Source organism: Gilliamella sp. Nev6-6, from assembly GCF_001690605.1.
Lineage (GTDB): Bacteria > Pseudomonadota > Gammaproteobacteria > Enterobacterales > Orbaceae > Gilliamella > Gilliamella apicola_C.
Map to the genome: position 1 here is coordinate 14,205 of NZ_LZHP01000079.1, position 26,110 is coordinate 40,314.

General features: G+C 34.6%; 24 protein-coding genes and 1 riboswitch. Of the genes, 9 read left to right on the forward strand and 15 right to left on the reverse strand.

The window, feature by feature from the left end; genetic code table 11:
- Nucleotides 1-42: 42 nt before the first annotated feature.
- From A9G42_RS09430 to coaA, 6 genes are all read right to left on the reverse strand, one after another.
- On the reverse strand, nt 43-5,196 hold the full coding sequence (locus tag A9G42_RS09430) for an alpha-2-macroglobulin family protein (protein ID WP_179854639.1): 5,154 nt from the start codon (nt 5,194-5,196) through the stop codon (nt 43-45).
- Nucleotides 5,197-5,475: 279 nt separating this feature from the next.
- Complete coding sequence (locus A9G42_RS09435) at nt 5,476-6,126, reverse strand: 7-cyano-7-deazaguanine/7-aminomethyl-7-deazaguanine transporter (protein ID WP_141673684.1); 651 nt, start codon at nt 6,124-6,126, stop codon at nt 5,476-5,478.
- 71 nt (nt 6,127-6,197) lie between these two features.
- Nucleotides 6,198-6,854, reverse strand: a complete 657-nt coding sequence (queC, locus tag A9G42_RS09440) for a 7-cyano-7-deazaguanine synthase QueC (protein WP_065653285.1) — start codon at nt 6,852-6,854, stop codon at nt 6,198-6,200.
- A gap of 28 nt (nt 6,855-6,882) precedes the next feature.
- Nucleotides 6,883-7,356 (reverse strand): preQ(1) synthase, encoded by a 474-nt coding sequence (queF, locus tag A9G42_RS09445; RefSeq protein WP_065567963.1) that lies wholly within the window; start codon nt 7,354-7,356, stop codon nt 6,883-6,885.
- A gap of 2 nt (nt 7,357-7,358) precedes the next feature.
- A riboswitch (PreQ1 riboswitch) is annotated at nt 7,359-7,403 on the reverse strand.
- 545 nt (nt 7,404-7,948) lie between these two features.
- On the reverse strand, nt 7,949-8,386 hold the full coding sequence (locus tag A9G42_RS09455; RefSeq protein ID WP_065653286.1) for a DUF1090 domain-containing protein: 438 nt from the start codon (nt 8,384-8,386) through the stop codon (nt 7,949-7,951).
- Nucleotides 8,387-8,410: 24 nt separating this feature from the next.
- Entirely contained in the window at nt 8,411-9,346 is a 936-nt protein-coding gene (gene coaA / locus A9G42_RS09460; RefSeq protein ID WP_065653287.1) for a type I pantothenate kinase, read from the reverse strand.
- A gap of 169 nt (nt 9,347-9,515) precedes the next feature.
- Between coaA and yihI the strand changes: the two genes are divergently transcribed.
- From yihI to A9G42_RS09475, 3 genes are all read left to right on the forward strand, one after another.
- Nucleotides 9,516-10,028, forward strand: a complete 513-nt coding sequence (gene yihI, locus A9G42_RS09465) for a Der GTPase-activating protein YihI (protein WP_065653288.1) — start codon at nt 9,516-9,518, stop codon at nt 10,026-10,028.
- Nucleotides 10,029-10,355: 327 nt separating this feature from the next.
- Entirely contained in the window at nt 10,356-11,726 is a 1,371-nt protein-coding gene (gene hemN, locus A9G42_RS09470) for an oxygen-independent coproporphyrinogen III oxidase (RefSeq protein WP_065581419.1), read from the forward strand.
- Nucleotides 11,727-11,922: 196 nt separating this feature from the next.
- On the forward strand, nt 11,923-12,732 hold the full coding sequence (locus A9G42_RS09475) for a hypothetical protein (protein WP_065588459.1): 810 nt from the start codon (nt 11,923-11,925) through the stop codon (nt 12,730-12,732).
- A gap of 156 nt (nt 12,733-12,888) precedes the next feature.
- On the opposite strand, the gene rsmC is transcribed toward A9G42_RS09475, so the two are convergent.
- Nucleotides 12,889-13,923 (reverse strand): 16S rRNA (guanine(1207)-N(2))-methyltransferase RsmC, encoded by a 1,035-nt coding sequence (rsmC, locus tag A9G42_RS09480; protein WP_065653302.1) that lies wholly within the window; start codon nt 13,921-13,923, stop codon nt 12,889-12,891.
- A 93-nt stretch (nt 13,924-14,016) separates the two neighbouring features.
- Between rsmC and A9G42_RS09485 the strand changes: the two genes are divergently transcribed.
- From A9G42_RS09485 to cyaY, 6 genes are all read left to right on the forward strand, one after another.
- Nucleotides 14,017-14,424: a DNA polymerase III subunit psi gene (locus tag A9G42_RS09485; RefSeq protein ID WP_065581421.1), complete on the forward strand. Its 408-nt coding sequence runs from the start codon at nt 14,017-14,019 to the stop codon at nt 14,422-14,424.
- The gene (gene rimI / locus A9G42_RS09490) at nt 14,393-14,854 is read left to right on the forward strand and encodes a ribosomal protein S18-alanine N-acetyltransferase (RefSeq protein ID WP_065653289.1); all 462 of its coding nucleotides are present in this window, start codon (nt 14,393-14,395) and stop codon (nt 14,852-14,854) included. The genes A9G42_RS09485 and rimI overlap by 32 nt, the downstream gene beginning before the upstream one ends.
- Before the next feature lie 120 nt (nt 14,855-14,974).
- Nucleotides 14,975-15,610 carry a thiamine diphosphokinase gene (locus A9G42_RS09495; protein ID WP_065653290.1) on the forward strand — a complete coding sequence of 212 codons (636 nt, stop codon included), beginning with the start codon at nt 14,975-14,977 and terminating at the stop codon, nt 15,608-15,610.
- A gap of 74 nt (nt 15,611-15,684) precedes the next feature.
- Entirely contained in the window at nt 15,685-16,476 is a 792-nt protein-coding gene (locus A9G42_RS13955; RefSeq protein WP_065653291.1) for a hypothetical protein, read from the forward strand.
- Nucleotides 16,477-16,989 (forward strand): surface-adhesin E family protein, encoded by a 513-nt coding sequence (locus tag A9G42_RS09505; RefSeq protein ID WP_065581425.1) that lies wholly within the window; start codon nt 16,477-16,479, stop codon nt 16,987-16,989. It begins immediately after the preceding gene.
- Nucleotides 16,990-17,093: 104 nt separating this feature from the next.
- Nucleotides 17,094-17,405 carry an iron donor protein CyaY gene (gene cyaY, locus A9G42_RS09510; protein ID WP_065581426.1) on the forward strand — a complete coding sequence of 104 codons (312 nt, stop codon included), beginning with the start codon at nt 17,094-17,096 and terminating at the stop codon, nt 17,403-17,405.
- Nucleotides 17,406-17,486: 81 nt separating this feature from the next.
- On the opposite strand, the gene uvrD is transcribed toward cyaY, so the two are convergent.
- From uvrD to A9G42_RS09545, 8 genes are all read right to left on the reverse strand, one after another.
- Complete coding sequence (uvrD, locus tag A9G42_RS09515; RefSeq protein ID WP_218837798.1) at nt 17,487-19,718, reverse strand: DNA helicase II; 2,232 nt, start codon at nt 19,716-19,718, stop codon at nt 17,487-17,489.
- 203 nt (nt 19,719-19,921) lie between these two features.
- Nucleotides 19,922-20,635 (reverse strand): 5-amino-6-(5-phospho-D-ribitylamino)uracil phosphatase YigB, encoded by a 714-nt coding sequence (gene yigB / locus A9G42_RS09520; protein ID WP_065581428.1) that lies wholly within the window; start codon nt 20,633-20,635, stop codon nt 19,922-19,924.
- Nucleotides 20,636-20,637: 2 nt separating this feature from the next.
- Nucleotides 20,638-21,558, reverse strand: coding sequence for a tyrosine recombinase XerC (gene xerC / locus A9G42_RS09525; protein ID WP_065567946.1), 921 nt, complete (start codon nt 21,556-21,558; stop codon nt 20,638-20,640).
- Between the two features lie 9 nt (nt 21,559-21,567).
- On the reverse strand, nt 21,568-22,302 hold the full coding sequence (locus tag A9G42_RS09530; RefSeq protein WP_065567945.1) for a DUF484 family protein: 735 nt from the start codon (nt 22,300-22,302) through the stop codon (nt 21,568-21,570).
- Between the two features lie 167 nt (nt 22,303-22,469).
- A complete protein-coding gene (gene dapF, locus A9G42_RS09535) occupies nt 22,470-23,294 on the reverse strand; it encodes a diaminopimelate epimerase (RefSeq protein WP_065567944.1) in 825 nt (274 codons plus the stop codon).
- A gap of 124 nt (nt 23,295-23,418) precedes the next feature.
- On the reverse strand, nt 23,419-24,672 hold the full coding sequence (lysA, locus tag A9G42_RS09540) for a diaminopimelate decarboxylase (protein WP_065567943.1): 1,254 nt from the start codon (nt 24,670-24,672) through the stop codon (nt 23,419-23,421).
- A gap of 12 nt (nt 24,673-24,684) precedes the next feature.
- Nucleotides 24,685-24,852, reverse strand: coding sequence for an LPS translocon maturation chaperone LptM (gene lptM, locus A9G42_RS13705; RefSeq protein ID WP_141673682.1), 168 nt, complete (start codon nt 24,850-24,852; stop codon nt 24,685-24,687).
- A gap of 309 nt (nt 24,853-25,161) precedes the next feature.
- Nucleotides 25,162-26,070, reverse strand: coding sequence for an L-ribulose-5-phosphate 3-epimerase (locus A9G42_RS09545; protein WP_065588450.1), 909 nt, complete (start codon nt 26,068-26,070; stop codon nt 25,162-25,164).
- Nucleotides 26,071-26,110: the final 40 nt, after the last annotated feature.

Consider the following 26,110-nt stretch of genomic DNA (forward strand, 5'->3'; position numbering starts at 1 on the left):
GTTTTGTTTGTATTTTATTAATCAATTCTAATACCAATGCTATTATTGCTCGGCATTATTCGATTCTGATTTGCGTTCAACAATAGACATGAAGTTAAGCGATTGACCAACAGCGAATCTATCTGGGTGGTACATTGATTCAACATAAGGATACGGAACCCTATAATTACCAGCTGTTACAGCCCGAACTAAGTAAGCTACACGTGAACGATAAGAATCTTCACTCACATAATGATTGATATCAACCGCAGCAACAAATCTATCGTCACGGAATTCTTGATGTTTAATATCATTACTATCATCATCTTTCAATAGATTGGCTAATTCAGGGATCGCCTGTAAGCTGACACTACTGTTAGTTAGATTTTGATTTTCTATTTCAAGTCCAGCAGGTAAGAAATCAACGATTAATGCATCATGAATAGCTTCTTTATGAGCGTTGACATCTAATAAAACCACCATTAAATCACCTACTTTCATCTGATCAGGTTGGATTTTATTTCCTTTTAAATCATAATAAGAGCGATTAATTGTTAATTTATTTTCATCACTTGTTGGCGCAGGGGTTTTTTTACCATAACCGGAAACGGTCAATTTAATATAAAGTGGCTGTGCATTTTCTGGATTCGAAATCGTTAATCCGTTTGCTAAATTAGCAAAATCGAGTGAGCGTGATAAGCTAGTATCTACATCATTGCTCTGTTTATTAATTGTAACATTAAATTGCTTTGAAGATTTATGTTGATCCAATGACCAACCCGCCACAAATAATGCACTAAGCTCTTGGGTTGAAAAATAGCGAGTATCATTGAGTAAATCAGATAAATGGATTAAGTAGTCAGCTTGTTTATCAATACTCAACTTGTTTTCAATCAATAAAGCTAAAATTAACGCATTATCACGAACTGCACTCCCATACTCTCCAAGCCAAGGATATTGATTGTCGTAACTTTTTGTAAATACTTGTGGCATTAAGCTGTTATAGATATTTTCAAAACCTGCAAGTTTGGCTGATAATGCTAATTGAGCAACTGGCAACGGCGAAAACACCTTAAAATCGCTTTCGGTGATCTGTTGATACATTTTATTAATTTCATTACGTACAGGTACAGTGATTTTATTTTGTTTGGTTAGTACAACTAAAGCATAAGCTTTAGTTGCAAATTGCGTGTAGTCACTTACTTGTGAATTATCATTATAGTTTTGTAAACTATTAAATACATTCACATCATAAATATATTGGTTAATACGAGAAATAGCCGCATCAAGTGCAGCATTATTAACATTATAACCACGCTCTTTAGCTTGCAATAAAAAGTCGGTCGCATACACGGTTAACCAATGATCTTCTGAACTATCTTTAGTCCATAAACCAAAACTACCATCATTACGTTGCATTGATAATATTCGAGAAATCCCTACTTGTACTTTTTCGCGACGTTTGGTATCCGATTCAGTTTTGATTCCTAATGCAGCCAACTGTTCTTGGTTTGCATATAATGATGGCATTAAGCTACTAATAGTCTGTTCTAAACAGCCATACGGATAGGACAATAACGACTTGATATACTGAGCTATATTCAGCGGTGGTTGATTTGATACAATCAATTTACCATCAATCGTATTTTCAATCATTTCGGCAATACTCTCTTCAGGTAAAACCCAGCTGTCACCACCATTTATTGCTGCCGCATAGTATTTTGTGGTCGCAGCATAAGCAGGTCTAACGCCTACATGCCATGAACGTTTGATTTGGTAATTTGAACCATCATCTAACAAAATCCCTTTAACATTAATTGTTATAGATCCTTGCCCATAGCCATAATTAGCAACAACAGGCAATTGAATAATCTGCCTTTGCTTGCTTTCTAAAGTTATTGCTGTAGTGTTTACCGAATTTTGAAAAATCAAACCTCCTGTTGAAACTTCAAGCTGTATTGTTTGTTTTTTTTCGGTTAAATTATGAAGATTTAGCGCTAATGTGGCTTGATCGCCACCAGATAAAAATCGCGGAGTGGATAGCTCTGCAATTACTGGTGAAGCAACTATCATAGTTTGTTCTGCTTTACCAAAACGGCTATCATCCCATGCTTGAGCCATTATGCGCAATTCGCCATTAAAATCAGGTAAAGTAAGATTAACAACCCCCTCACCTTCATTGTTCAGTTCGATAGTTTGCAATTGCTGGGCAACAATATTGACGTCAGTTAATGGTGTTTTACCCCCCGTATTTTCTGCGCCGAGTAAAGCATCCCCCCCAAAACTTATATTTACATTACGCCCTTTGCCTTCAATCAATTTGCCATATACATCGTAAAGATCAACATTATAGCGTTTACGCCCTAAGAATGCGCTGTATGGGTCAGGTGTTGCAAAACCAGTAATGTTCAATACCCCCGAATCAACGGCTGAAACCAATACGGTTACTTTGTGATCTTGTTGTATTGCGTTTTTATCTATTTTAACTTTAATTGGAATTGTTTTTTCTGGCTCTGTTTTTTGCGGAACGTCAAGGCTCACGGTTAATTGACGATTTGACGTGTCAATTGGCAAATAAAGTAAACCAATTGCTCGTTTAATTGTTTGTACAGCAGCATCAGTTGATGGTCGAATGATCATCGCATTAATATAAATATCATGGCGCCCCCAGTCTTTAATTGGTATCTCAACATCTAGGCCTTGGTCATCAACAGCAATATCTTTTTTCCATAACATTCCGTCATTAGTTTCAAGTGAAATATAGCCTGATCCAGCAACAGGAGCTTGTACTCGTACTTTAGCGGTATCACCAACTGAATAAGCAGTTTTATCAAGGCTTAGTTTAACTTGATCAGGCCGAACAGCATTTGTGCCATTTGTGTTATCTTCCCAATTGTAACCACTTCGAAAACGTAAACTACTGCTAATATTATTTGTAGTATCAACAATTTCAATACGATAAGACCCATAATCCTCTGTTTGATAACTTACTTTAGCTGTACCATTTTCATCAATAGTTAGTGGTTGTTCTTGAACAACAAATTCATTGAAATTAGATTCTTGGTGCCACCCTGCATCGTCAGACCAACTCCAATAATAGTTGCGACGTTCACGAATAATTTTTGCTTTTAAATGATTTGATGCTAGCTTTTTTCCGTCAGTATTGACATAGGCAACTTCAAATTCAGCATTAGCACCTTTATCAACTGTGGGACTATTTTCATAACGATCTGTTGACCAATCATAATAAAGCGATTGAGAAAACAACGCACGTACCACAGGCATTTTTTCATTTGGCCAAATTGTTTGGCTTGCATAACGCGTAACAGGGCGCCCACCAGAATCAAGCAAACTTGCTTGTAAAATAACTTTAATTGGAGAGCTTAATTTACCCCAATCGCTAGTATCAATGCCAACTTGTGTAATCCCATTTTTATCCAGAACCATGTCAATATTATCAAGTTGGCGATCAAGATTATCATCAGTCACACGTCCAATTTTATAATTGGCTAAGTTAGCAATTGAATCTGCTTTTTTAAGATAAACATGACCTTCTAAGTTATTACCTATTGCTGGAGCACCATAAAGATACCAGCCTTTAACATTAAAACTGACATTCTTATCCAAGATAACCGGCTTGTCTGATGCGGTTGTAATTTCCATTGCCATGCGTTCTGGCAAAAATTCTTCCACATGAAACCCGGCATAACGGTAGTTATCATCACCTAGATTAAAACGAAAAGCCCATTTACCTGTTGCTGCATTAGCAGGAATAACATATTGCCACTGATATAAGCCATTTGAGTCAGCTTTAGCATTGATAGTAAAATTTTCAACAATTTGATTATCTGGTAACATAACATCAACCACAATAGGTTGGGTTGGCAATGGCTTACCATTAGCATCACGTAAAAGCGCATTAAAATAAACCGTTTCTTGAGGGCGATATAAATCACGAGCGCCAAAAACAAATAGCTGTTTTTGATAAAAAGCCGAACCGACTAAGTTATACTTGCTTAAATTTAATGCATTACGATCTAAATTTACAAAAGAAATTTGTTGCCCTTTATTTGCGGTAAGTAAAGCATAATCCATACCTTTTGGTAAGGTTACTTCAGCATAACCGTCTGCATCAGTTTTAGCTAAAATGGTGGAACAGTTTTTATTGCTCTCTCGAATACTTTTATTACATAAAATCAATATATCAACGTCGCCAAGAGGCTGACCATTGTCTAGTGCATGCGTAAGCACTGATAATTTACCATTTTCATACGCATGAACAGCAATACCAATATTGCTAATCGAAAATAGTGATGTAGGGTTGGAATAATTGTAAGTTCCCGCTTGATTCATAACGGCAAAATAAATACCTTCTTGCTGTAATTGAGAAATTGAGGATAAGTCAAGCAATACCGTTTCTTGAAAATTACGTTTAGGGTTAAGATCAAAGCGAGATGAATAAACTAAATCAGCAAATTTATTGATATTATTTGAGTTCCAACTTGTTATTTGATTAATAAACCCATAATCAGAAATAAATTCCGATAAATGTTCAGGTTTGATTTTAAAGAAGTTAATATCAATTTTATTAACATTAAGCGTAGTAATCGGTAAACCACTCATTGATTTGCTAGGCAGTAAAACACCACTATTAGCAAAACCAACAAACGGCTGGCGATCTTGAGTTTTAAATTCGGTTTGGTAGACTTCTTTTAAACTGTTGCCATTAATTGCAACTAACATTTTATCGATAGTGAGCTCTAATTCACGGTTGGGTTCAAGGTATCGATGTCTTAATTCGAGTCCATTATCTGACAGCTCCCAAGCTCCATCAACATTACCCATTTTTTTATCAACTAAACGAAGCAAATTAGAAAAATTAAGATTAGGATTTAAAGGAACAGAAAAGGTTACAACCAACGTGCTAGAACCATCCAGAATGGTTTCGGAACTATCTATGACCGTTAAGGCCTTACCATGATATTTTTCGATTAATTCTGGTGTGGGATTAAAAACCGTTGTTGGTGATTGATCTTGCGCTATTTTATTATTTTCATTAGGCTCACCAATTTTGGTCGTGTTGCTGTTATCAATAACTTCTGTTGCTAATTGCGGTGATGATTGCTCTGCATTTGCTGTTTGTTCTCTTTCTTTATTGTCACACCCCGCTAAAGCTAACAATAGGCTAAATATAGCTAAATGTTTTACTAATGCCATACTTTGTCCACCTCCCATCTCATATTTTATTATTATTGATATTGATTATATTTTATATATATTATGCACAGTTCTTCGCTTTTTAGCAAAGCGTGTAGCAACAGATTGAGCAATTTTATTACAAATACCAGAAAGAAAAACTTCAATAAAATCAATGACTTTTCTGAACGTTTTTTATAGTCTTTATTGCATACATTGAAAATAGAATTAAAACTCATCAAAAATAATTAATGAGTTTTAGTTTATTAAGATAAGTCAATGGAATTTAGGTTATAACGATTAATTAGTTTTGGAGACAAACATTAATTTTTTTAGGATAAAATTTAAAATCACACCATAAAGAGGCAAAAAGAATAAGCCACAAATGATAATTTTAAAACTGTAATCCATTAAAGAAATTTCGACCCAATGATTTGCCATAAATTCATCGCTACTTTGATAAAAGGCAATAGCAAAAAAGACAATAGTATCAATACCATTACCAAAGATAGCCGATGCTGTTGGTGCAACCCACCACGATTTATTTTTTCTTAAATAGTTAAAGACAGTAATATCCATCAATTGTCCAACTAAATAAGCGGCAAAACTTGCTAATGCAATTCGAAAAACAAAACTATTAAATTCCGTCAATGCCGATAAACCAACCCAATGTGTTTCAAAAAATAGTACAGAAATCACATATGAAAATAGCAATGCGGGAAGCATCACCACAAAAATTATCTTCCTAGCTAAACTCGCTCCAAATACCCGAATAGTTAAATCGGTAGTAAGAAAGATAAATGGAAAAGTAAACGCCCCCCAAGTGGTTTGGAAACCAAAAATATCAAATGGAATTTGTACTAAATAATTGCTGGAAGCGATAACCAAAATATGAAAAAACGAAAGCCAGCTTAGAGCCTTGATTTGCTGTGCGTGAGTAAATTGGTTTATATGTTCTGAATTAGCGTTCAGGTGCATAAATTTGTCCTTTTTTAATGGGGTAAGTGAACCCAGTGTTTCAATTAATTTGAATGATTAAGGTATTTTGTTAATCCTTTATCTCGAAGAATACAGCTCGGGCATTTGCCGCATCCACCATCAACTCCGTAATAACAAGTATGAGTATGGTCGCGGACATAATCCAAATAACCTAGTTTATCAGCCATTTCCCATGTTTGAGCTTTAGTCAAATACATCAAAGGGGTAATGAGATTGAAATTATAATCCATAGCAAGATTCATCGATACATTCATTGATTTAATAAAAATATCACGACAATCAGGGTAGCCACTAAAATCGGTTTCACAAACGCCAATAATAATGTCACTAATACCGTGTTGCTTGGCATGACAACCAGCCAAAAGCAAAAACAGCATATTACGTCCATCCACAAAAGTATTAGGGTAATCGCCTTCTTTGGCTGCGGTGATTTGTTGTGAATCATCAATCAAAGCATTATTGGTCGTCTGTTTAATCACCGAGGTATCCACCACGGTTTGCTTAACGCCAAGATCTTCAACAATCCACTTGGCTTTTTCAAGTTCAATAGCATGACGTTGACCATATTGAAAGCTGATGGTTTCGACGTTTTCACGACCATAATCAGCAATGGCTTGCAGTAAACAGGTAGTAGAATCCTGCCCACCAGAAAATATCACTAGTGCTTTACGAGTTTGCATTGAGAGTTTCCTGTTAGGGTAAATTGAATTAGCGATTATCGACTTTTTCAGGATAAAGATCGTGATTAGCCAAACGGCTCATCGCTATTTGTTCCCAATTAGTGCCGGCTTTACCATAATTTGCATAAGGATCGATAGAGATTCCACCGCGAGGGGTAAATTTTCCCCAGACTTCAATATATTTAGGATCCATTAGTTTAATAAGATCTTTCATAATAATATTGATGCAATCTTCGTGGTAATCACCATGATTACGAAAACTAAAGAGATATAGCTTGAGTGACTTACTTTCAACCATTTTAATATTAGGTACGTATGAAATATAAATCGTCGCAAAATCAGGTTGCCCAGTGATAGGACAAAGACTAGTAAATTCTGGGCAATTGAACTTAACAAAATAATCGTTAGTTGGGTGTTTATTATCGAACGTTTCGAGTATTTCAGGACAATAGGTTGTAGGATAGCGAACAGATTGATCGCCAAGTAGTGTAACTTTATTCATAATTTTCCTTAGTTTTTTAGCGTGGGAGGTTCACGAACCACGTAACAAAGCACACACCATACTCTTTTTAAATAAAAATGTCTAGTTATAAGCGCTTTATCCTAACTTAGATGATTGAAAATATAAATATAATAACCCACATGGAGCAAACACCCAACTAAAAGCAAAGCATATTACCATTGTAAAGAATTTAGTAACGAGCCATGTTTCTGTACTTACAATGAAAGTATTATCACCAACGATATAACTAATAACATTTTCATAAACAAATCGAGAATATGGATATAAACCCCATAATATTAAAAGAGCTATCCCTGTATATATGCTTTCAGGCATTTTAAATTTGAATATCAGGGTACATAAAGGAGGAAGAGTAATTATAAAACTAAATAAATATTGTCGTATTAAATACCTTGCCGATAAACCGCCGAATGCTTTCTTCCAAAAGCTAGCCATTAAAATAACCTTATCCATTGTATTGAAAATGCTGAATATTTTATATTCTATTTTCATATATGTAAATATATTGAACATATTCAACGCTAAATCAGTGACAGTAAATAAGGAGTTAATTATGCTTGAATTCACATCCTTATTTAGCTTGAATTTCTTTATAAAATTCAGCTAATTTAGTTTTAGCTTCTCTCAACTCTTTTTGAGCTTCACTTAATTTTAGCTTTTGTTTAGCTATTTTTTGGGAGTCTCTTTTTGCTTGCGCTTTAGCTAAAGCTTGCTCTTTTTCGGCAACTTTTTTAGTCTTTTCAATTACTTTTTCGGTGTATTTAGCTTTTAAATCATCATCATTACAATATGTATTGATATCATGTAATGCTTTTTCAAGCCCTTGAGCTTGGTGCAAGTTACCCGCCTTTTTTGCCTTATCAATTTGTTTTTCCATAATGTGTTTTTTGCTAAAACAAGTTACACCTTGATATTCGTCATGATTTGCTGCATAAATATTAGGTATAAAAGCGATAGCTGTTAATACTAAAAAAATTAACTTACAAATTGATCTTATTGTTAATTTCATATCGATCTTCTTCCCCTTTTTAAATTATTTTCTTAATTGAACACAATCAACTTTATGATCTTTGCCTTTAGTTAGGATAAGGCTGGCTCTTTCCCTTGTTGGTAGGATGTTTTCTATTAAATTCAATTCATTAATTTCATGCCAAAGACGGTTTGCGATGTTAAGCGCTTCTTGCTCTGGCAATTTTGAGTAATGATTAAAATAAGAATTGGGATCGCTAAATGCTCCTGCTCTAAATTTTAAAAAACGATTGACATACCAATTGTGTAGCAACGAAACATCGGCATCAACATAAATTGAGAAATCAACATAATCAGAAACAAAAACACGATTATTGGCTTGTGCATAATTTACAGCGCCTTGTAACACATTTAATCCCTCAAGAATTAAAATATCAGGGCTATCGAGAATAATTTGTTCATTTTGAACAATATCATAAACTAAATGAGAATAAACGGGGGCTTTAACCTGTGCTTGGCCAGACTTAATATCAGCAACAAAATTGATCAGTTTTTTAATATCATAAGATTGCGGAAAGCCTTTTTTATTCATTATTCCACGTTCTTCAAGGCATTTATTGGGGTATAAAAAACCATCAGTTGTCACCAAAGCCACTTTGCGATGCTCAGGCCAACGAGATAATAATGCTTGCAATACACGAGCTGTAGTACTTTTCCCCACAGCAACGCTTCCTGCTATACCAATGATATAAGGAATTTTTTGGCTTTTGCCTAAAAATTTAGATAAAACAGCCTGCCGACTAAAACTATTACTAATGTAATAATTAAGCAATCTGGATAAAGGTAGATAGATATCACTTACTTCATCCATTGACAGATCTTCATTAATGCCTTGTAGAGAGACTAACTCGTCACAAGTTAATGTCATTGGCTCTGCATTACGTAAGCTAGCCCACTCTTTACGACTAAATTGCATATAAGGGCTTAAATGATTATTCATGTTTTATGTTTCTCTATTGCAATTAATTCTCAAATAGTTGGCTCAGATTATACATAAATCTCATTTTTTACAATCACAAATTAGCATTGATGCTTCATCATAGCTATCTGGTCAAGTTACTGTTAAAATACTAGCTAAATCTTTAACTCTGGTATTAAATTGAGATTGTATGTTAAAAAATAAATCGAAACAAAAAACTAAGAAAAGCCGTCAAGAGATCAATGAAGAATCTCGTGAACTAAAGCGTAAACGTAAACACAAAGGTTTGCCAAGTGGTTCCCGCTTTAATAATCAAGAGAATAACAAGAATAAAAGTTCGACAAACACAGTCAAAGATCCACGTGTGGGTAGCAAAAAGCCAATTTCTTTAATTGCGGAAACTTCAAGCAATGTCACACAAGCTAAACAACCTACTAAACCAACTAAAATGGTTTTATCATCAAATTTATCTCCACAACAAGAGTTAGAACAACTAGAAAATGATCCAAAATTAGATCAGTTACTGGATTTAGTCGAGCAAAATAGCAAACTAACTAAAGAGCAACAAACTTATCTTGATAGTAAATTAAATCGAATTGATGAGTTAATGCAAGAGCTCGGTTATACTGACGACGATTTTGATGATATTGAAGATCAAGACGACAAGAAAGAAGATATTGTTAGTTTGTTAAAACGAAACTAATGGTAGGAAAATATAATTAATACTCATGATTGTATATTTCTGATATGCGAGCTGGAATGCCATTGTAATAGTTAAGTTTCGGCTCGTGATTTAATGTCACAACCTTTATTTTTTATGCCTCTAATTAATAACTTAAAAGCGAGCGAATCATAATGCCAATATTAATTATGCTAAGTTTATATTTTGGGTTATTAATTTGCACATTGTTATATTTAAATAAAACCAATCAAATAAAAATTAAAACAAAAATTAGAAATCATCGAAAACTGATACGAAAATTCGATAAAAATAACAGCACTAAACAGAGATTTAAACGGAAGTAACAGCATGACTGATATGCAATTATGGGATCAGGCGTTAATTGAAAAATATAACTATTCTGGTCCAAGATATACCTCTTATCCTACTGCACTTGAATTTAATGAAGAATTTAGCAAGCAGGACTTTTTATCGGCCGCCACACGTTACCCTACAAAGCCATTATCGCTTTATGTACATATTCCGTTTTGTCATAAACTTTGTTACTTTTGTGGTTGTAATAAACTCATTACTCGCCAAACAAAAAAAGTCACCAAATACCTCGATATTTTGGATATTGAAATTGCCGAACGGGCAAAATTATTCAAACAACGCACTGTAACACAAATGCACTGGGGAGGGGGTACGCCGACTTTTTTAACTGATGATGAAATTACTCGGCTGATTACTTCGCTAAAAAAGCACTTCAATTTTGCGGATAATGCCGAACTGTCGATCGAAATCGATCCTCGTGAAATTACGCCACAAACCATCGACCACTTAGCGAGTGTTGGTTTTAACAGGTTGAGTATGGGGATTCAAGATTTTAACCACGAAATCCAAAATCTAATTAATCGCAAACAAGATGAAACACTAATACGTTCTCTTATTAATCAGGCACGAAAAAATCGTTTTCACTCTATTAGTCTAGATCTAATTTATGGTTTACCCAAGCAAACCGTAGAAAGCTTTACCGAAACGCTCAATAAAGTGATAGATATTTCACCCGATCGTTTAAGTGTATTTAATTATGCTCATTTACCAAATCGTTTTGCCGCGCAACGTAAAATTAAAGATGATGATTTACCGAATGCCGACCAAAAATTGCGAATTTTACAAACCAGCATCAAAAAATTAACCGATGCTGGTTACCACTTTATTGGTATGGATCATTTTGCCAAACCCGCTGATGAGCTGGCTATTGCTCAGCAAGAAAATAAATTACACCGCAATTTCCAAGGTTACACAACGCAAGGAGATGCGGATTTACTAGGGCTGGGTGTGTCAGCCATTAGTATGTTAGGTGATAGTTATGCGCAAAACCAAAAAGATCTGAGTAGCTATCAAAGTCAAGTTGAACAAAAAGGTCATGGGTTATGGAAAGGATTTAATTTAAATCAAGATGATATCATTCGTCGAGATGTAATCAAGCAACTCATTTGCCACTTTTATTTAGATAAAAAAGCAATAGAAGAACAATTTCATATCCAGTTCGATAACTATTTTGCTGAAGACTTAAAACTACTCGCTCCATTGCAACAAGATGGATTAGTCACAGTAAATGACAAGATAATTAAAGTTCAACGTAAAGGGCATTTACTGATACGCAACATTTGTATGTGCTTTGATATTTATATGCGAAAAATGGCAAGGCAGCAACAGTTTTCCAGAGTTATTTAATTTGATATCATTTTTCAAATCACTGAAACAACGCGAGTGATTCCTATAAAATAAATATTATGATAAGATTTAGTCCAATTTAATAAAAGAAAGTAATAACTTGTTAATTTTATTGTGTTATTAAAGGTTAACCTTTAATAACACAATTTTAGTTTAGACATGAAATTTTTATTTTAGTAAGGAGTATATTGATAAAATGGGATTGACGAATAAATTAGTGGAAGTATTTCCAACTCGCCCTTTAAAAGTTATGAAACTAAAGCAAGAAGGCTCACTTCATCAAATAAGAAGAATAGGTGCAGCAATAATTTTATTTGTGTTAGCTATGTTTATGGGCATAAGAAATTATCCTGGATTAATTGATGATTATAAAATATCACGGAATCCAGTTGTGGTTAACTATGATGTAGAAGGAACATGTCGTGCAAAACGTGCGGTTGATAACTGTTCAGTGAAAATTACCACTGATACAGGACAAGTTATTAAGCGTGATTATACTTTCATTGGAGGGAAAAAAGGAAATTATCAAGTTGTAACTGTGGCTTCTGCCGATGATCCATCACTAGTAACACTCAATTTAGCTATTGATAATATGCGAACTGTATTTGTGGCTACTACTGGTCTTATTCTTTTGTTGTTATTGGTTACATGGATGAGTTTAGGATGTTTTTTAAGAACACATAAAATGACAAAAGTTATCAAGGAAATTAATGGGCAAAAATTAACACCTGTTATTGTGCCAGTTAAATTAGTCTCTTATGGTAAAATAATAACTGCTTTATATCGTGCAAACAATGCACAAGGAATAAATGCTAAATATGCAGCCAATTTTAATAAAGACTCAAACGGTGGACCAATCATTATAGGTGATAGGATTAGAAATAAATGTAATGCGTTGGCCGTAGTCGGTGAAAGCAACTCTGTTCCTATTCTTCTTGATCAAGAATTTACGCGCTGTGATTTTACCTATAATGAAATGCAGGCATTAAAAGAAGCCCTCTCATAATCTAGATATGATATCAATAATAGTGAAATCAATTTAAATCTAACAACTATTTACATTTTAAAATAAAGGGGTGATAAAATCGCCCCTTTATTTATAAAACTTGTGATATGTATTGCAACGCATCCTTTTCTTTAAAAAATAAACAAACCTCACTTATTAATGGCTTGCTAAATAAACTTTAAATTTAGTCGTTTGGGCTATCACTTCAACACATTTGAATGTTTCATCTAAAATGGCTTGATACGGTAAAAATGAATTTGCCACAATGCACAAATAACCATTTAATTTTAAATGTTTTTTAGCTTCCTTAATTAAGGAATTAACCGCAGTGTAACTGGTTTGTTTACCATCATGAAAAGGGGGATTCGAAACAATAAGATGATATTTATCATTTAAATGAGAAAAAACATCACTGGCTACAACGGCCCCATTTACACTATTACTAGCTAACGTCATTTTGCTTGACTCAATTGCTGTGCTACTAACATCGGATAACGTCAGTTCTATATCAGGGCATAATTTACCAAGCACTGTAGATAATATACCCGAGCCACAGCCCACATCCAATACATTGCCTTTTATAATATCAGCATGATCTATTAATGCATTTAATAATAACTCACTGCCTGCATCTAACCCTTTTTGGCTAAATACACCTGGCAAACTTTTAATTTCGATATCTTGATTTTCAATAGTTAAATGATAACTTAACCACCACTCATTAAGATCAAACGCTAAACGGTTTTCTGCCTGAAAATGATATAACCCACAACGTCTTGCGCTATCTATTTTTTGAATTGTCCCAAAATCGCCTAATAAAGATTCAACACTTTTTACGCCTGTGCGATTTTCACCAATAATAAAAATATCACTCCCTTTAGGCATATTATGTAATAAATACGATAGCTGAAACTGCGCTTCACTTTTCGTTTTGGGCCAATAGTAAATCAGTGTGTTCATTCCAACGTAAAAATCCGCTTCTGGCAACAATGAAAAATAGGTATGATTGCCTCGTGCGCTATTTTTTAAACGTAAATACGTATGAAATTGTGTGCAATGAATCTTAACTTGATTTGCTGACATAACCGATGGATAACTATCTTGGATATCACCTGCTATCACCACATTTTTATCGTTAAAAAATGCTTGGCGGCGCTCAAGAACCTGACTTGCAGGAGTAAAAGTGGATATGGCCATATTTCCTCGATGAAAAACCTTTATAAATTGATGCGTTGATTATACAATTAACCACCTTTAATCTCTAATAAAAAACGTAAGTCGATAATGACGCAACAAGATTGGTACCTAAAGCAATGCAATATAACGCAGTATGTTTTGCGCAGACCAGCCGTATTGAAAGGTGAAGTATCCACACACATTAGTGACGAGATTCGTTTAATCGTTGTGGCCGAACAAAAACCAACGCAAAAAATCTATTTTGATATTTTAAATGCAATTCGTCTTACCGAAGAGCAAGTACTGGTCTTAACGCCTTCACAGCTTATTATACCTGCTAGTGAGATTAAAACCGTGGTTTGGTTTATTGATATTAAACCTGATGAGCATTGGGAGCATTCACTTACAATTCAAACCATAAGTTTAGACTTACTTGCAAATGCATCACAACAAAAACGCCAACTTTGGCAACAATTATGTCAATATGAAAACGATTTCCACCCTAACAAAAAATGATTTAACTAAAGCCTTTAAATTAGAACAGATCTGCCATGCGATACCGTGGTCAAAACAGACATTCTTTTCAAACCAAGGGAATGGGTATTTAAATTTTAAAATAACTGTCGATAATCAGCTAGTAGGATTTTGTATCTGCCACCAAGCATTCGATGAAGCTGAGTTATTTAATATCGCTATCCATCCCAATTTTAGAAAACAAGGGCTGGCTAGAGATCTACTCAACCACTTGATAGAGAAATTAATAACCATAACATCGCCAAGCCCAATTACAACACTTTGGCTTGAAGTAAGGCAATCAAATTCACCAGCAATAAGACTATATCAATCATTGGGTTTTAACCAAATAACAGTTCGAAAAGGCTATTATCCAACAACTGATGGTAAACGAGAAGATGCAATTATTATGGCTTATACATTAGCTTTTTGACATCCTTCACACACTAAACAATGGGTGAATGACTACCACCACCGTCGTTTACCCTTTACATTTCATCCCAGAAAGCAAGATGTTACGGCTTAACGGATAAAGACATCTGAGAAAGTAATCATGCAAAGAAATACAGCCCTACTATTTGTCAATGGTGAGCCGCCGAAGTTTTACCCCAACAATTTAGATAGCTATACCTATATTGCAGCAACTGACGGCGCTTATCATAACTATTTGATTAACTCACCGATTATACCCAATTTTATTATTGGTGATTTAGATAGTTTCGATAATAGCCTTACCATTCCAAAGCAAATCGAAATTATCCACACCCCCGATCAAAATAAAACGGATTTTGAAAAGGCAATCTTGTTTTTAGCAGATAAAAGCGTAACCACATTCGATATTTATGGTGCTTGCGGTCATGCTAGCGATCACTTTTTAGGTAATATTTCTGTTGCAATGAAATATTATCATCGATTTCAAATAACATTTTATGATAATTATTGTCATTTCTTTTTTGCCAAACGTTATCAAAAGATGACTAATGTAAAAAATCGTATTATTTCACTAATGCCACTTTCAAAAGTAACAGGTTTAACTATCACTGGTTTTCAGTATCCCTTAACAAAGCAAACGCTATCATTGGGTGGAAGTGTTAGTTTAAGAAACAAAATTATTAGTGATTTGGCTAAAATATCATTTAAAAACGGTGATTTAATCGTCTTTATTGAGGATTTACGTAATGTTAATTGACACACATATTTACATTACTTTACAATAATTTTCCCCAAAAAATAAGTATAATTTATTGGTCAAGGAAACTCACCATGCTTCTAAAAAAACTTTCTGTGCTTGTTTGTGCTTCATTTATTTCTTGTATATCTTTTGCACAGACCAATACCGAGCAACGTGAAACAGACAAAGTAATTGATACATTTCTCCAATGTGATAATCAGTTTTTTGAACAACTTGCTAAACACCAAGAATCAATCAACCAATATGTTGACTTAGCGACTACGCCTGAACAGGTAACCTATATTCCCGTTAAGTCTATTCAAAATCTTGATGAAAACCAAGTCATGTTTAAAAAAACACTTGAATATCATGGTTTAAAGATTATTGGTTATCGTAATATCTATATTCCAACCTCCTTGTATGGTTATTTTTTATATTGGGGTTTTATCTTTGATAATAATGAAATTGAGGTTAAAGGCGCTTTAAATAATATTAATTGGTTACCATACAATACCAATGTTTACATAGCAAATTCCCAAATTTATGATCACAAATTAAATCCAGCAACATGGCAAGACGATCCTTATGCTATTGATGGCGTTATACCAAGGTTCGGAACTATTAATAAAGCACTTTACTTAGAACAAGTTGCCAATAACCAAAGTAGTATTTTTTGTTCTATCCAAGGTGATATAGAGAAAAAAGAACTATTTGTTATTCGACCAGATCTAAAACCAATTATTGAAAAACAAGAAGCCGAGCTTCAAGAAAAAATCAAAGCATATAAAGAAAAGATGCAAAAGAAAAAAGAAAAACAGGAACAACAACCTCAAACGCACATTAACCCTATAGAAACTACCTCAAAAGATGGAGATAATATTTAAATGAAAAAGGTCAGTTTATTTTTAATTCTCTTTTCTTTTGCCACATTTAGCCATGCTGCTGAAGAAAAAATCGATAATGACGCTAAAAAAAATGAAAATACAGCAGCTGAAAGCTTGAAAGATCCTAGAGTCGGTGAGCAATTCATTCCAATATCGAAATCGAACGAAGATGATATTGTTGGTTATTCTTTTTTAGATAGAAAATCGATTAAACTTCACCCTTTTAATACTAAAATTCGTGTATTTAGTGAAGTGACTAACTACAGTCCAGCATTAGTTCAAAAAAATAATGATGGTACTGAAACGCCTTATCATTCCATTAAAATTGATTATTATGCTAATTGCGATAAAATGGAATTAGCAAAGGGCAAACTCAGAACAATTGAAAACAACTTTGGCGATGGAACATTAGTCAATACAATTGAAATGCCAAATCGCTGGGTAAATACAAACCAAGGTAGTGAGCAATATAAGTTACTTGTTATTGGTTGTTCATTACCGCTAGCACCTTAATAATTAAATCTGTACCTATTTTACTCTTGCCACCTTGCTGTGTGGCAGAGCATATCTATTTATGCTAATATCATGCCATTATTTACCTAACCGATTATACTTTTATGAATACCGCACAATTCCATGCACTTACTGATGAGCTATTTAATAAACTTGAATTGTATTTGGATGATTATGCAGATAAGCATGATATCGATTTGGACTATGAAGCAAATGGCAATGTCATTACTGTTAGTTTTCCCAATGGCAGTAAAATCATCGTTAATACCCAAGAGCCTCTTTTTCAGGTCTGGTTAGCCACTCGTATACAAGGTTATCATTTTGAATATATAAATGATAATTGGATTTGTAATCGAACTAACCAACCATTTGACCAGATTTTTTCGGAATCTGTAAGAGAACAAGCAGATCAATAAGGTAGATTAAAATCGGGGATTAATTTAACGCTCAATCCCCGTTTCATCAAATAATTATAGAAGCTTACTTAAAAATGAAGTTTACAGTAAGGTAAGATTAGCTAGTTTCACTACCAACCATTTAATTCCCTCATCAACAAAAGCAATTTGTACTCGCTTATGATCGCCGTCTCCATCAAGGTTAACAATCGTGCCTTCGCCGAAACGGTTATGTAACACTTTACGACCTAGTGTGTAACCATCGCTTTGGCAAGTTTTCTTAATATAAGATTTTTGGCGATCACGATAAGGTTGTCTATCTTCATTTGAATCGTAATATTTTTCTTTTCCTGATAAGGTAATATCGCCTCGATAACTAATTTCATTTAATTTATCAACAGGCAATTCCGCCAAAAAGCGGGAAGGCAAATTACGTTCTTCACGTCCATATAAACGCCTTAGCTCAGCTAATGAAAGGGTCAAAAATTTACGAGCTCGAGTAATACCAACATAAGCAAGGCGCCTTTCTTCCTCTATTTTTTCAGGCTCTTGGGAAGAGCGTAGAGCAGGAAATAACCCATCTTCTAATCCAACAATAAATACATTATCAAATTCAAGACCTTTGGCTGAATGCAGGGTCATCAATTGAACTAAATCTTGTTCGCGATTTGCATCACGGCTTTCTAGCGACGTATAAGCTAAAAAAGACTCTAAAACAGTCAATGTTTTACCCGTTTCACTGTCTTCAATAACCGTGTTTTCATTAGAAAGATAAAACTGCTCAGCTGCGGATACTAATTCTTCAAGATTTTCTAATCTGGATTGACCTTTAATGCCAGGCTCTTGCTCATACATTTGCAATACACCAGATAATTTAATAATCGCGTCGAGTTGCTTATAAAATGGCTGTGTACCTACTTCATTAAAAATAGATTCTATCAACTCCAAAAAGCGACTGATTCCTGAACACTGCCTTTCTGTCAATGCATTAGCTTGGATTAGCATTATACACGCTTGCCACAATGAAATATTATGTTGCTTTGCAGCCAATCTAACTTTATCTAGCGTAACATGACCAATACCTCGTGGCGGAGTATTGACTGTAGCTTCAAACGCCATATCATTATGGTGGTCGTGCAATAATCGTAAATAAGCCAGTGCTAATTTTACCTCTTGCCGTTCATAAAAACGTATAGAGCCATAAATCTGATAAGGTAATCCAGCTTGTAACAAGGTATCTTCAAAGATGCGTGATTGCGCATTATTTCGGTACAAAATTGCACAACTTGCATAATTTTCGCCTTCTTGATGCAGTTTTTTTATTTGACCAATAACAAATCTGGCTTCATCAACATCATTAAAGCCAACATAAAGCGAAATGAGCTCACCATTGCCTCTATCTGTCCATAAGTTTTTTCCCAACCGATTTTTATTTTGTGCAATTAATTTATTTGCTACATCAAGAATATTACCTGTCGAACGGTAATTTTGCTCTAATCGAATTATTTCAGTTTCAGGATAATCATTAATAAATAATTGAAGATTATCTGCATTCGCACCACGCCAACTATAGATAGATTGATCATCATCCCCGACTATCATTACATTGGCAGTTCCACCTGCTAACTTTTGTACAAAGCGGTATTGAATATGATTTGTGTCTTGAAATTCATCAATGAGAATATTGCAAAAACGGTGATGACAATAAGCTAATACTTCATTATCACGGCAAAGCAGTTCATAAGCTCTTAGGATTAATTCAGAAAAATCAACATAACCAACTCTATCACAAATAGCTTGGTAATCGCGATAAATCGTTTGCCACATAACTTGTTTAGGATCTTCTGGAACAATATCGCCAGCACGTAACCCCTTTTCTTTTTGAGTGGAAATAAAAGCAGCACATTGTTTAGGTGACCATTGTTTTTCATCTATTTTTAGTTCCCGAAAAATCCGTTTGATGAGCCGAACTTGGTCTTCAGAATCAATAAGTTGAAAATTTGGTGGCAACTTAGCTTGTTCAGGAAACATGCGTAATAAACGGTGAGTCAGTCCATGAAATGTCCCTACCCACATCCCATTAAAATAACTTTCGCCTACTAATGTTTGAATTCGCTCTTGCATTTCTGCAGCAGATTTATTGGTAAAAGTAACCGCAAAAATTGATCCCGGTGAATAATGTTTCTCAATACAAAGCCAAGCAATACGGTGAACTAAAACTCGCGTTTTACCACTCCCTGCTCCAGCAAGGACAATGGTATATTGATTATCGGTGGTGACTGCATTTTGTTGTTCTGTATTCAGGTCGTCTAATAATGATTTATTATTTTGCATTACGTTCATAACCTATTTTAGTAATCGAAAACATTAACCAGCATTAATGTCGAGTGTATTATTAATATTGTTATCATATCTTGAGCCACTATTGTCGACTTGCAGCCAAGAAAAAAGAAATTTATTAAGAAAATGTATCGCTGGTATTAACATAATTTATCTTCACTTAATCTTACTGTTTATTTATACAGACACAATGAAGATTATAGCAGATTCTCTAATTCTGACAATTGAGTTATTTCCATGTGGGGCAAGCATCTTGCTTCCTCAAGTTGTAAAATATCGCGATTATAAATATTGATAAAACAAGCTAAGAAACCACTATCAATAGCACCAGCGACATCCGTTAATAAATTATCCCCTACATGTAAAATATGGTGTGATGGAATAGCTAATTTATGAGCGGCTAAATTAAAAATTTCTGGAAAAGGTTTTGAACGCGTACATTCACCACCTCGCAAGGAAAATTGAAAATAATCCCCCAAATCAATTTGATTAATATCGACATTACCATTAGTGATCACCGCTAAAGGATAGTTAGCAGCCAATTGAGTTAATAATAAGTGTGTTGATTCAGGTACTTTCATCTTATGTCGCCAAAAATTAAAACAGGCAACGGATTGATCAATCACGTCGGTAAATTTTGATTTTGGAATATTGGTTTTACTTAATAACGATTTAATCGTTTGAGCTCGCCAAACATTAACATCATGATAGATTTCGGGATTATCAGCAAGCACGGCATACTTTTCAGTAAAATACTCAGATAGAGTTAAAGTATGCAACTGTTCATAACGCTTAAGCGTATTGATCATTTCGTCTTCCGCTTTTTCAACGATCATACTGTTATCATATAAAGTATCATCCAGATCGAAAGTCAGCGCTTTAATCGTAGTAATAGAGCGATAAAAGTGCATCTTTATTTTCCTCTTTTAGCTCGTGGATGGGCTGAATCATAAACTTCAGACAGATGTGAAAAATCCAAATGCGTATAAACTTGAGTCGTAGATAAATCAGCATGCCCAAGCAACTCTTGCACTGCTCGCAAATCACCACTTGATTCGAGCATATGAGTTGCAAATGAATGACGTAATTTATGTGGATGGACATGGCTACTTAAGCCCTGCTTAACGCCCCATTCGGCAAATCGTTTTTCAACATTACGTGGTGAAATTCGTTTACCTAACTTTGAAATAAACAGCGCATCATCCTGTGGAATAAAAAAATCTCGCATAGACAACCAGCGTTTAATCCATTTGATAGATTCTCGACCTAATGGCAGTTTTCGCTCTTTATTTCCTTTACCCATTACACGGACTTCACCATCAATCAGATTTAATTCTCGACAGTTAAGCGTAACTAATTCAGAAAGACGTAACCCCGAACCATACATAACTTCAAGCATCGCTCTATCACGAACAGAAAGAGGATCATTATGATCAATTTCAAGTAGCTGATTAATTTCGTCAATATCAATATTTTTTGGTAGATGCTGACCTAATTTGGGATTTAGCACGCCTCGAGCTGGGTTGGCGTTAAGATATTCATTTTTTACCATCCAATCACAAAAGCTGCGCAACGCAGATAATCTTAATGATAAGCTTCTAGCTTGTAACCCTGTTTGTCTGCTACGACTAATTAACAATCTTACTGCTGAAGAGTCTAAATCTTGCCAAGTTGAAATTTCGGCATCTTTTGCCAATGACATAAGCGCATAAAGTTGACGCCGATAATTGATTTGTGTGTTTAAGCTAAGCTGTTTTTCTGACTTTAAATAATTTAAAAACTGATCAACAGGCAAAGTTAATCGAGCATCGACATTTTGATTAGGCTGAGCCATGATCTTTCCTTAATTTATTCGCATGATCCATCTACTAATTAAAATAGGTAAAATTTCACTCATTTTTTCAAGTAATAATGTCCCTTGCCCTGCTTGGTAATGTTCTGGATTAGTGCTAGTAAACATTAACAGACCCAGATCACCAAATCGTCCTAATAATGATAAAGCTACCGAACCAACATAACCATGTTCTGGTAGTAAAAAATCAATTTCCGTTGAATTCAATGTCCCTAAATATTGTTGGCTATACTGTAAATGCCTAACACGAATAAAATCAAACTGTAACGTATTTAAAGCTAAATAATAATAATTTGACGGCGCACTAAGTAACCATTTGTCGTCAAAAAGATATAAGTAAGCACCACTGAGACCTAACGATTTTGCCCATGTGTTTAATATGACTATTAATTGGTTTAAATCTTGTGCTTTGAACAATTCAATTTGTAAATCCATCATTTGGTTAAAAAGTAGCTCGTTAGCGCTAGCATGTTCCATTAACAACGTAATTTCGGATTCTAATTGCTTAATTTTATTGCGCTGGCGTGCCATATACCATTCAGGTAATGAAATCCCCCCACGAACAGGATGAGGCACTTGAACGCTCTCTACACATCGTGCATTTCGTATAAAAAAATCAGGGTTATCAATAATATATTGACTGACAATTTCATCATTCAATTGTACAGAAGATGGTTTTTTCTGGGATTTTCTTGCTCGTCTATTCCTAGTAGTTTTTGCAACCATAATTCATTTCTATCATATTATATGTCTAACGTTTTTGGGGGATTAAAGTCACCCTTTTAAAACAAACAAAAAAAACTGAATAAAATCAATGGGTTTTCTGAACAATTTTTACCCGTCGAAATTTTTCGATAACAAAGCCTTGTGGTTAAACAGCGATAATATCAAAATTAAATGGCAATAAAGCCATCATACACATGTGTAGCCGGTCCTGTCATATAAAGTGGTTGATGCCCACCGTTCCATTCAATCAATAATTTACCACCTGGTAAATTAACATTAACACGCGGGTTTAATAATCCTTGATTAATACCTACTGCCACTGCTGCACAAGCACCTGTACCACAAGCCTGAGTTTCACCAACCCCTCGTTCAAATACCCGTAAGTTAATATTATCGCGATCGATAATATGCATAAAGCCAATATTAGCATGTTCGGGAAAGCGTTCATGTTGCTCTAATACCGCTCCCAACCTTGTAACTTCTGCTGTTACAATATTATCGACTTGAATAACACAATGAGGATTCCCCATAGATGCAACGCCACATAACACGGTCTGTTCTTGTGCTCGAATTATATAAGTTTTTTCTTCTTTAATAGCCTTGAAAGGAATCTTATTGGGTTCAAAAATAGGCTCCCCCATATTAACGCGTACTGTCTCATCATCATTTACAGTTAAAATAATATTGCCTTTCATGGTGCTAACTTTTAATACACGTTTTCGAGTTAACCCTTTTAAACGAACAAAACGAGCAAAACAGCGAGCACCATTACCGCATTGCTCAACTTCAGAACCATCAGAATTAAAGATACGATAATGAAAATCGCTATCGGGCACATAAGGTGGCTCAACAATAAGAAGTTGATCAAAGCCAATGCCAGTATATCTATCAGCCATACGCTTAATCATTTCAGTTGACAGATGAACATTTTGCGTCACTGCATCAATAACCATAAAATCATTTCCGAGTCCATGCATTTTTGAAAAGTTCATCGTAAATTTACCTTTTGTTGTCAAACATATTAGTTCTTTATTTTTTTATTTTGGCTGTTAACTCGTATCCACGCAAAGAAGAATATAGTATGGAGATTATTAACCCTTCCACTATTTATAAATGCTATAAAACCACTTCACCTCGCCATAAATCATCCAAAGACTCACGTTGGCGAATTAATTTATGCTGTTGTTCATTAATTAGCATCACTTCAGCAGGTCTTGGGTGGCTATTGTAATTCGATGCCATAGAAAACCCATAAGCACCAGCACTACAAATTACCAACAAATCGTTCTGCTTAACCGAAAGCGCACGCTGATAGGCTAGAACATCACTAGATTCACAAATAGGACCAACAACATTGTATATGAATGGCTCATCGCTAGCTTGCGGTTGTTTTTCAGGTAATACGTTCATCCAAGCTTCATACAGTGCTGGACGAATTAAATCATTCATTCCCGCATCGACAATCGCAAAGTGGTTGCTATCTTGGTGTTTGGTATATTCAACTTTAGTAATTAACAAACCTGAATTAGCAACAATAGATCGCCCAGGTTCAAACAGAATTTCAATATCAGGATAATTAACTAATTTATTCTTTAACTCGGTGACGAGTTGCAATGCTGTCGGAGGTTGCTCGTTGTCATAACAAACGCCTAAACCACCACCAAAATCGATATGTTTAATAAAAATACCATTGGATTGTAATTTATCAACTAAAGCAAGAATGCGATCAGCAGCATCAAGAAATGGTGACAATTGGGTTAATTGCGAACCAATATGGCAATCAATACCTACAATATTAATATGCGCTAATGATCGTGCTTTTTCATAAATATCCAACGCTAACTGATAACTAATACCAAATTTATTCTCGCGCAGGCCTGTTGATATATAAGGATGTGTTTTAGCATCCACATCAGGATTAATCCTCAATGAAATCGGTGCGATTTTACCTAATCTTTTTGCAACTTCATCAATTCGATATAATTCAGGCTCAGACTCAACATTAAAGCATTTAATGTCAACTTCAAGCGCGCGTTCAATTTCAACGATTGATTTAGCCACGCCAGAAAACACGATCTTTTTAGGATCAGCGCCTGCTTTTAATACTCGTTCTAATTCACCTTGTGAAACAATATCAAAGCCCGATCCCAATTTTGCCAATAAACTTAAAACAGCTAAATTGCTATTCGCTTTAACAGCGTAACAAACTAAATGTTTATTAGCAGCCAATTCCTGTTCATAGGCTAAAAACTGTTTGCTTATGTGATCTGCTGAATAAACATACAATGGAGTACCATACTGTTTGGCAAGATCCGCTATAGCTATTTGATTAGCAAATAAGTGACCCTGCTGATAATGCAAAAAATCCATCCCTTTATTCCTTTATATTTTTCTAATCAATGAATCAGATTGAATTGAGGCTGTTGTTGTAGTTTTAAACTGTACTATTGATGCGGTTTCAACTGGACGATAAAGTGGCCCTTTTAATCCACACCCCATTAAAACTAACGTAATCCAAAAGATAGAGAGTAATTTTATAGTTAATTTCATATCGTATTCAAGATTATTTCGATTTTTTATGATGCTATCTATATTACACGATACCCATAGCAGTGCAAAGTGTAATTAATCAAGTCTAGATAAACCGATATATAAAATTAGTAAGTCGATGGCGTATTGCAATAAGTAAAATGCCAAAAAGGTTAATTATGGTCTTGTTGTTGTCATTGATTCATATACCTTAACACACGTTAAACAATTTCATATTAAGCTCTACCGCTGAATTACTTTGGTAGAACTTAATACCGTGTTGTCATAGCACAAAAACTGATTCTAACTGTGGATTGAAAAAAGGTTAGTTTACTTGTCAAAAATAGGAAAATTGGTTCTATCACCTATTAGCTTTAATCTTTTTTGCGCAGTAATAATATTAGTTTCCCAATTATCATCATTCGCCCACATTTCGATAACTAGGGGAGCCACATAATTCATAGCTCTAAGCGTTTTGAATATAGCGGTAAAATCAACCTCACCTTCACCAATAACAAGATCCCTAAACTGACCAAGATAATTCGACCTAACTTTATAGGTATCTTTTAAATGAATCTGCACAATATGATCACGACTTAACATAAGCTCGGTACAAGTATCGTAATTCCATCCGGTAATATTGCCTACATCAGGGTAAGCCATAAAATAAGGCGAGTTGATTTCTTTTTTTAAAATTTCAAACTTGCTTAAACTATTAAGATATTGTGTATCCATAATTTCAACCGCCAACATCACCCCAGCTCGCTCAGCTTGCTTAACGGCCCACTGCATACCTTTAATAAAACGTTGATGCGTTTGCAAGTCAGCGGGTTCATAATAGACATCATAACCCGCTAGCTGGATCACTCTTATCCCTAATTTGTAAGCTAGTGTAATCGCTTTATCCATAATGCTTTTAGCTTCATTGCGGGTATCATGATTAGCTGAACCAAATGGATATTTACGATGCGCACTTAAGCACATGGAATGTAGTGGAATGCCGATTTTTTCACATTGATGCCTAAGTGAATAGATCTCTTCGTCAGACCAATCTAATCGGGCGCGGCGTTCATCTGATTCATCGATCGACATTTCGATAAAATCAAATCCTAAGTTTTTGGCTATTTGTAATTTCTCTTGCCATAATAGTTGATTAGGTAAGGCTTTTTCGTAAATGCCTATTCGAGGCGTGTTTTTGATTTGATACCGTTTTTCTAATATATCGTTACTTTGTGGCATTGTGATAACCCATTTTTTATATGAAAAAATACCATGCAGC

Excerpts from the sequence above, each read along its gene's own strand:
- A9G42_RS09430 (WP_179854639.1), bottom strand. The coding sequence starts at position 5,196 with ATGGCATTAGTAAAACATTTAGCTATATTTAGCCTATTGTTAGCTTTA.
- queC (WP_065653285.1), bottom strand. The coding sequence starts at position 6,854 with ATGCAAACTCGTAAAGCACTAGTGATATTTTCTGGTGGGCAGGATTCT.
- queF (WP_065567963.1), bottom strand. The coding sequence starts at position 7,356 with ATGAATAAAGTTACACTACTTGGCGATCAATCTGTTCGCTATCCTACA.
- A9G42_RS09455 (WP_065653286.1), bottom strand. The coding sequence starts at position 8,386 with ATGAAATTAACAATAAGATCAATTTGTAAGTTAATTTTTTTAGTATTA.
- coaA (WP_065653287.1), bottom strand. The coding sequence starts at position 9,346 with ATGAATAATCATTTAAGCCCTTATATGCAATTTAGTCGTAAAGAGTGG.
- yihI (WP_065653288.1), top strand. The coding sequence starts at position 9,516 with ATGTTAAAAAATAAATCGAAACAAAAAACTAAGAAAAGCCGTCAAGAG.
- hemN (WP_065581419.1), top strand. The coding sequence starts at position 10,356 with ATGACTGATATGCAATTATGGGATCAGGCGTTAATTGAAAAATATAAC.
- A9G42_RS09475 (WP_065588459.1), top strand. The coding sequence starts at position 11,923 with ATGGGATTGACGAATAAATTAGTGGAAGTATTTCCAACTCGCCCTTTA.
- A9G42_RS09485 (WP_065581421.1), top strand. The coding sequence starts at position 14,017 with ATGACGCAACAAGATTGGTACCTAAAGCAATGCAATATAACGCAGTAT.
- rimI (WP_065653289.1), top strand. The coding sequence starts at position 14,393 with ATGAAAACGATTTCCACCCTAACAAAAAATGATTTAACTAAAGCCTTT.
- A9G42_RS09495 (WP_065653290.1), top strand. The coding sequence starts at position 14,975 with ATGCAAAGAAATACAGCCCTACTATTTGTCAATGGTGAGCCGCCGAAG.
- A9G42_RS13955 (WP_065653291.1), top strand. The coding sequence starts at position 15,685 with ATGCTTCTAAAAAAACTTTCTGTGCTTGTTTGTGCTTCATTTATTTCT.
- A9G42_RS09505 (WP_065581425.1), top strand. The coding sequence starts at position 16,477 with ATGAAAAAGGTCAGTTTATTTTTAATTCTCTTTTCTTTTGCCACATTT.
- cyaY (WP_065581426.1), top strand. The coding sequence starts at position 17,094 with ATGAATACCGCACAATTCCATGCACTTACTGATGAGCTATTTAATAAA.
- uvrD (WP_218837798.1), bottom strand. The coding sequence starts at position 19,718 with ATGCAAAATAATAAATCATTATTAGACGACCTGAATACAGAACAACAA.
- yigB (WP_065581428.1), bottom strand. The coding sequence starts at position 20,635 with ATGCACTTTTATCGCTCTATTACTACGATTAAAGCGCTGACTTTCGAT.
- xerC (WP_065567946.1), bottom strand. The coding sequence starts at position 21,558 with ATGGCTCAGCCTAATCAAAATGTCGATGCTCGATTAACTTTGCCTGTT.
- A9G42_RS09530 (WP_065567945.1), bottom strand. The coding sequence starts at position 22,302 with ATGGTTGCAAAAACTACTAGGAATAGACGAGCAAGAAAATCCCAGAAA.
- dapF (WP_065567944.1), bottom strand. The coding sequence starts at position 23,294 with ATGAACTTTTCAAAAATGCATGGACTCGGAAATGATTTTATGGTTATT.
- lysA (WP_065567943.1), bottom strand. The coding sequence starts at position 24,672 with ATGGATTTTTTGCATTATCAGCAGGGTCACTTATTTGCTAATCAAATA.
- lptM (WP_141673682.1), bottom strand. The coding sequence starts at position 24,852 with ATGAAATTAACTATAAAATTACTCTCTATCTTTTGGATTACGTTAGTT.
- A9G42_RS09545 (WP_065588450.1), bottom strand. The coding sequence starts at position 26,070 with ATGCCACAAAGTAACGATATATTAGAAAAACGGTATCAAATCAAAAAC.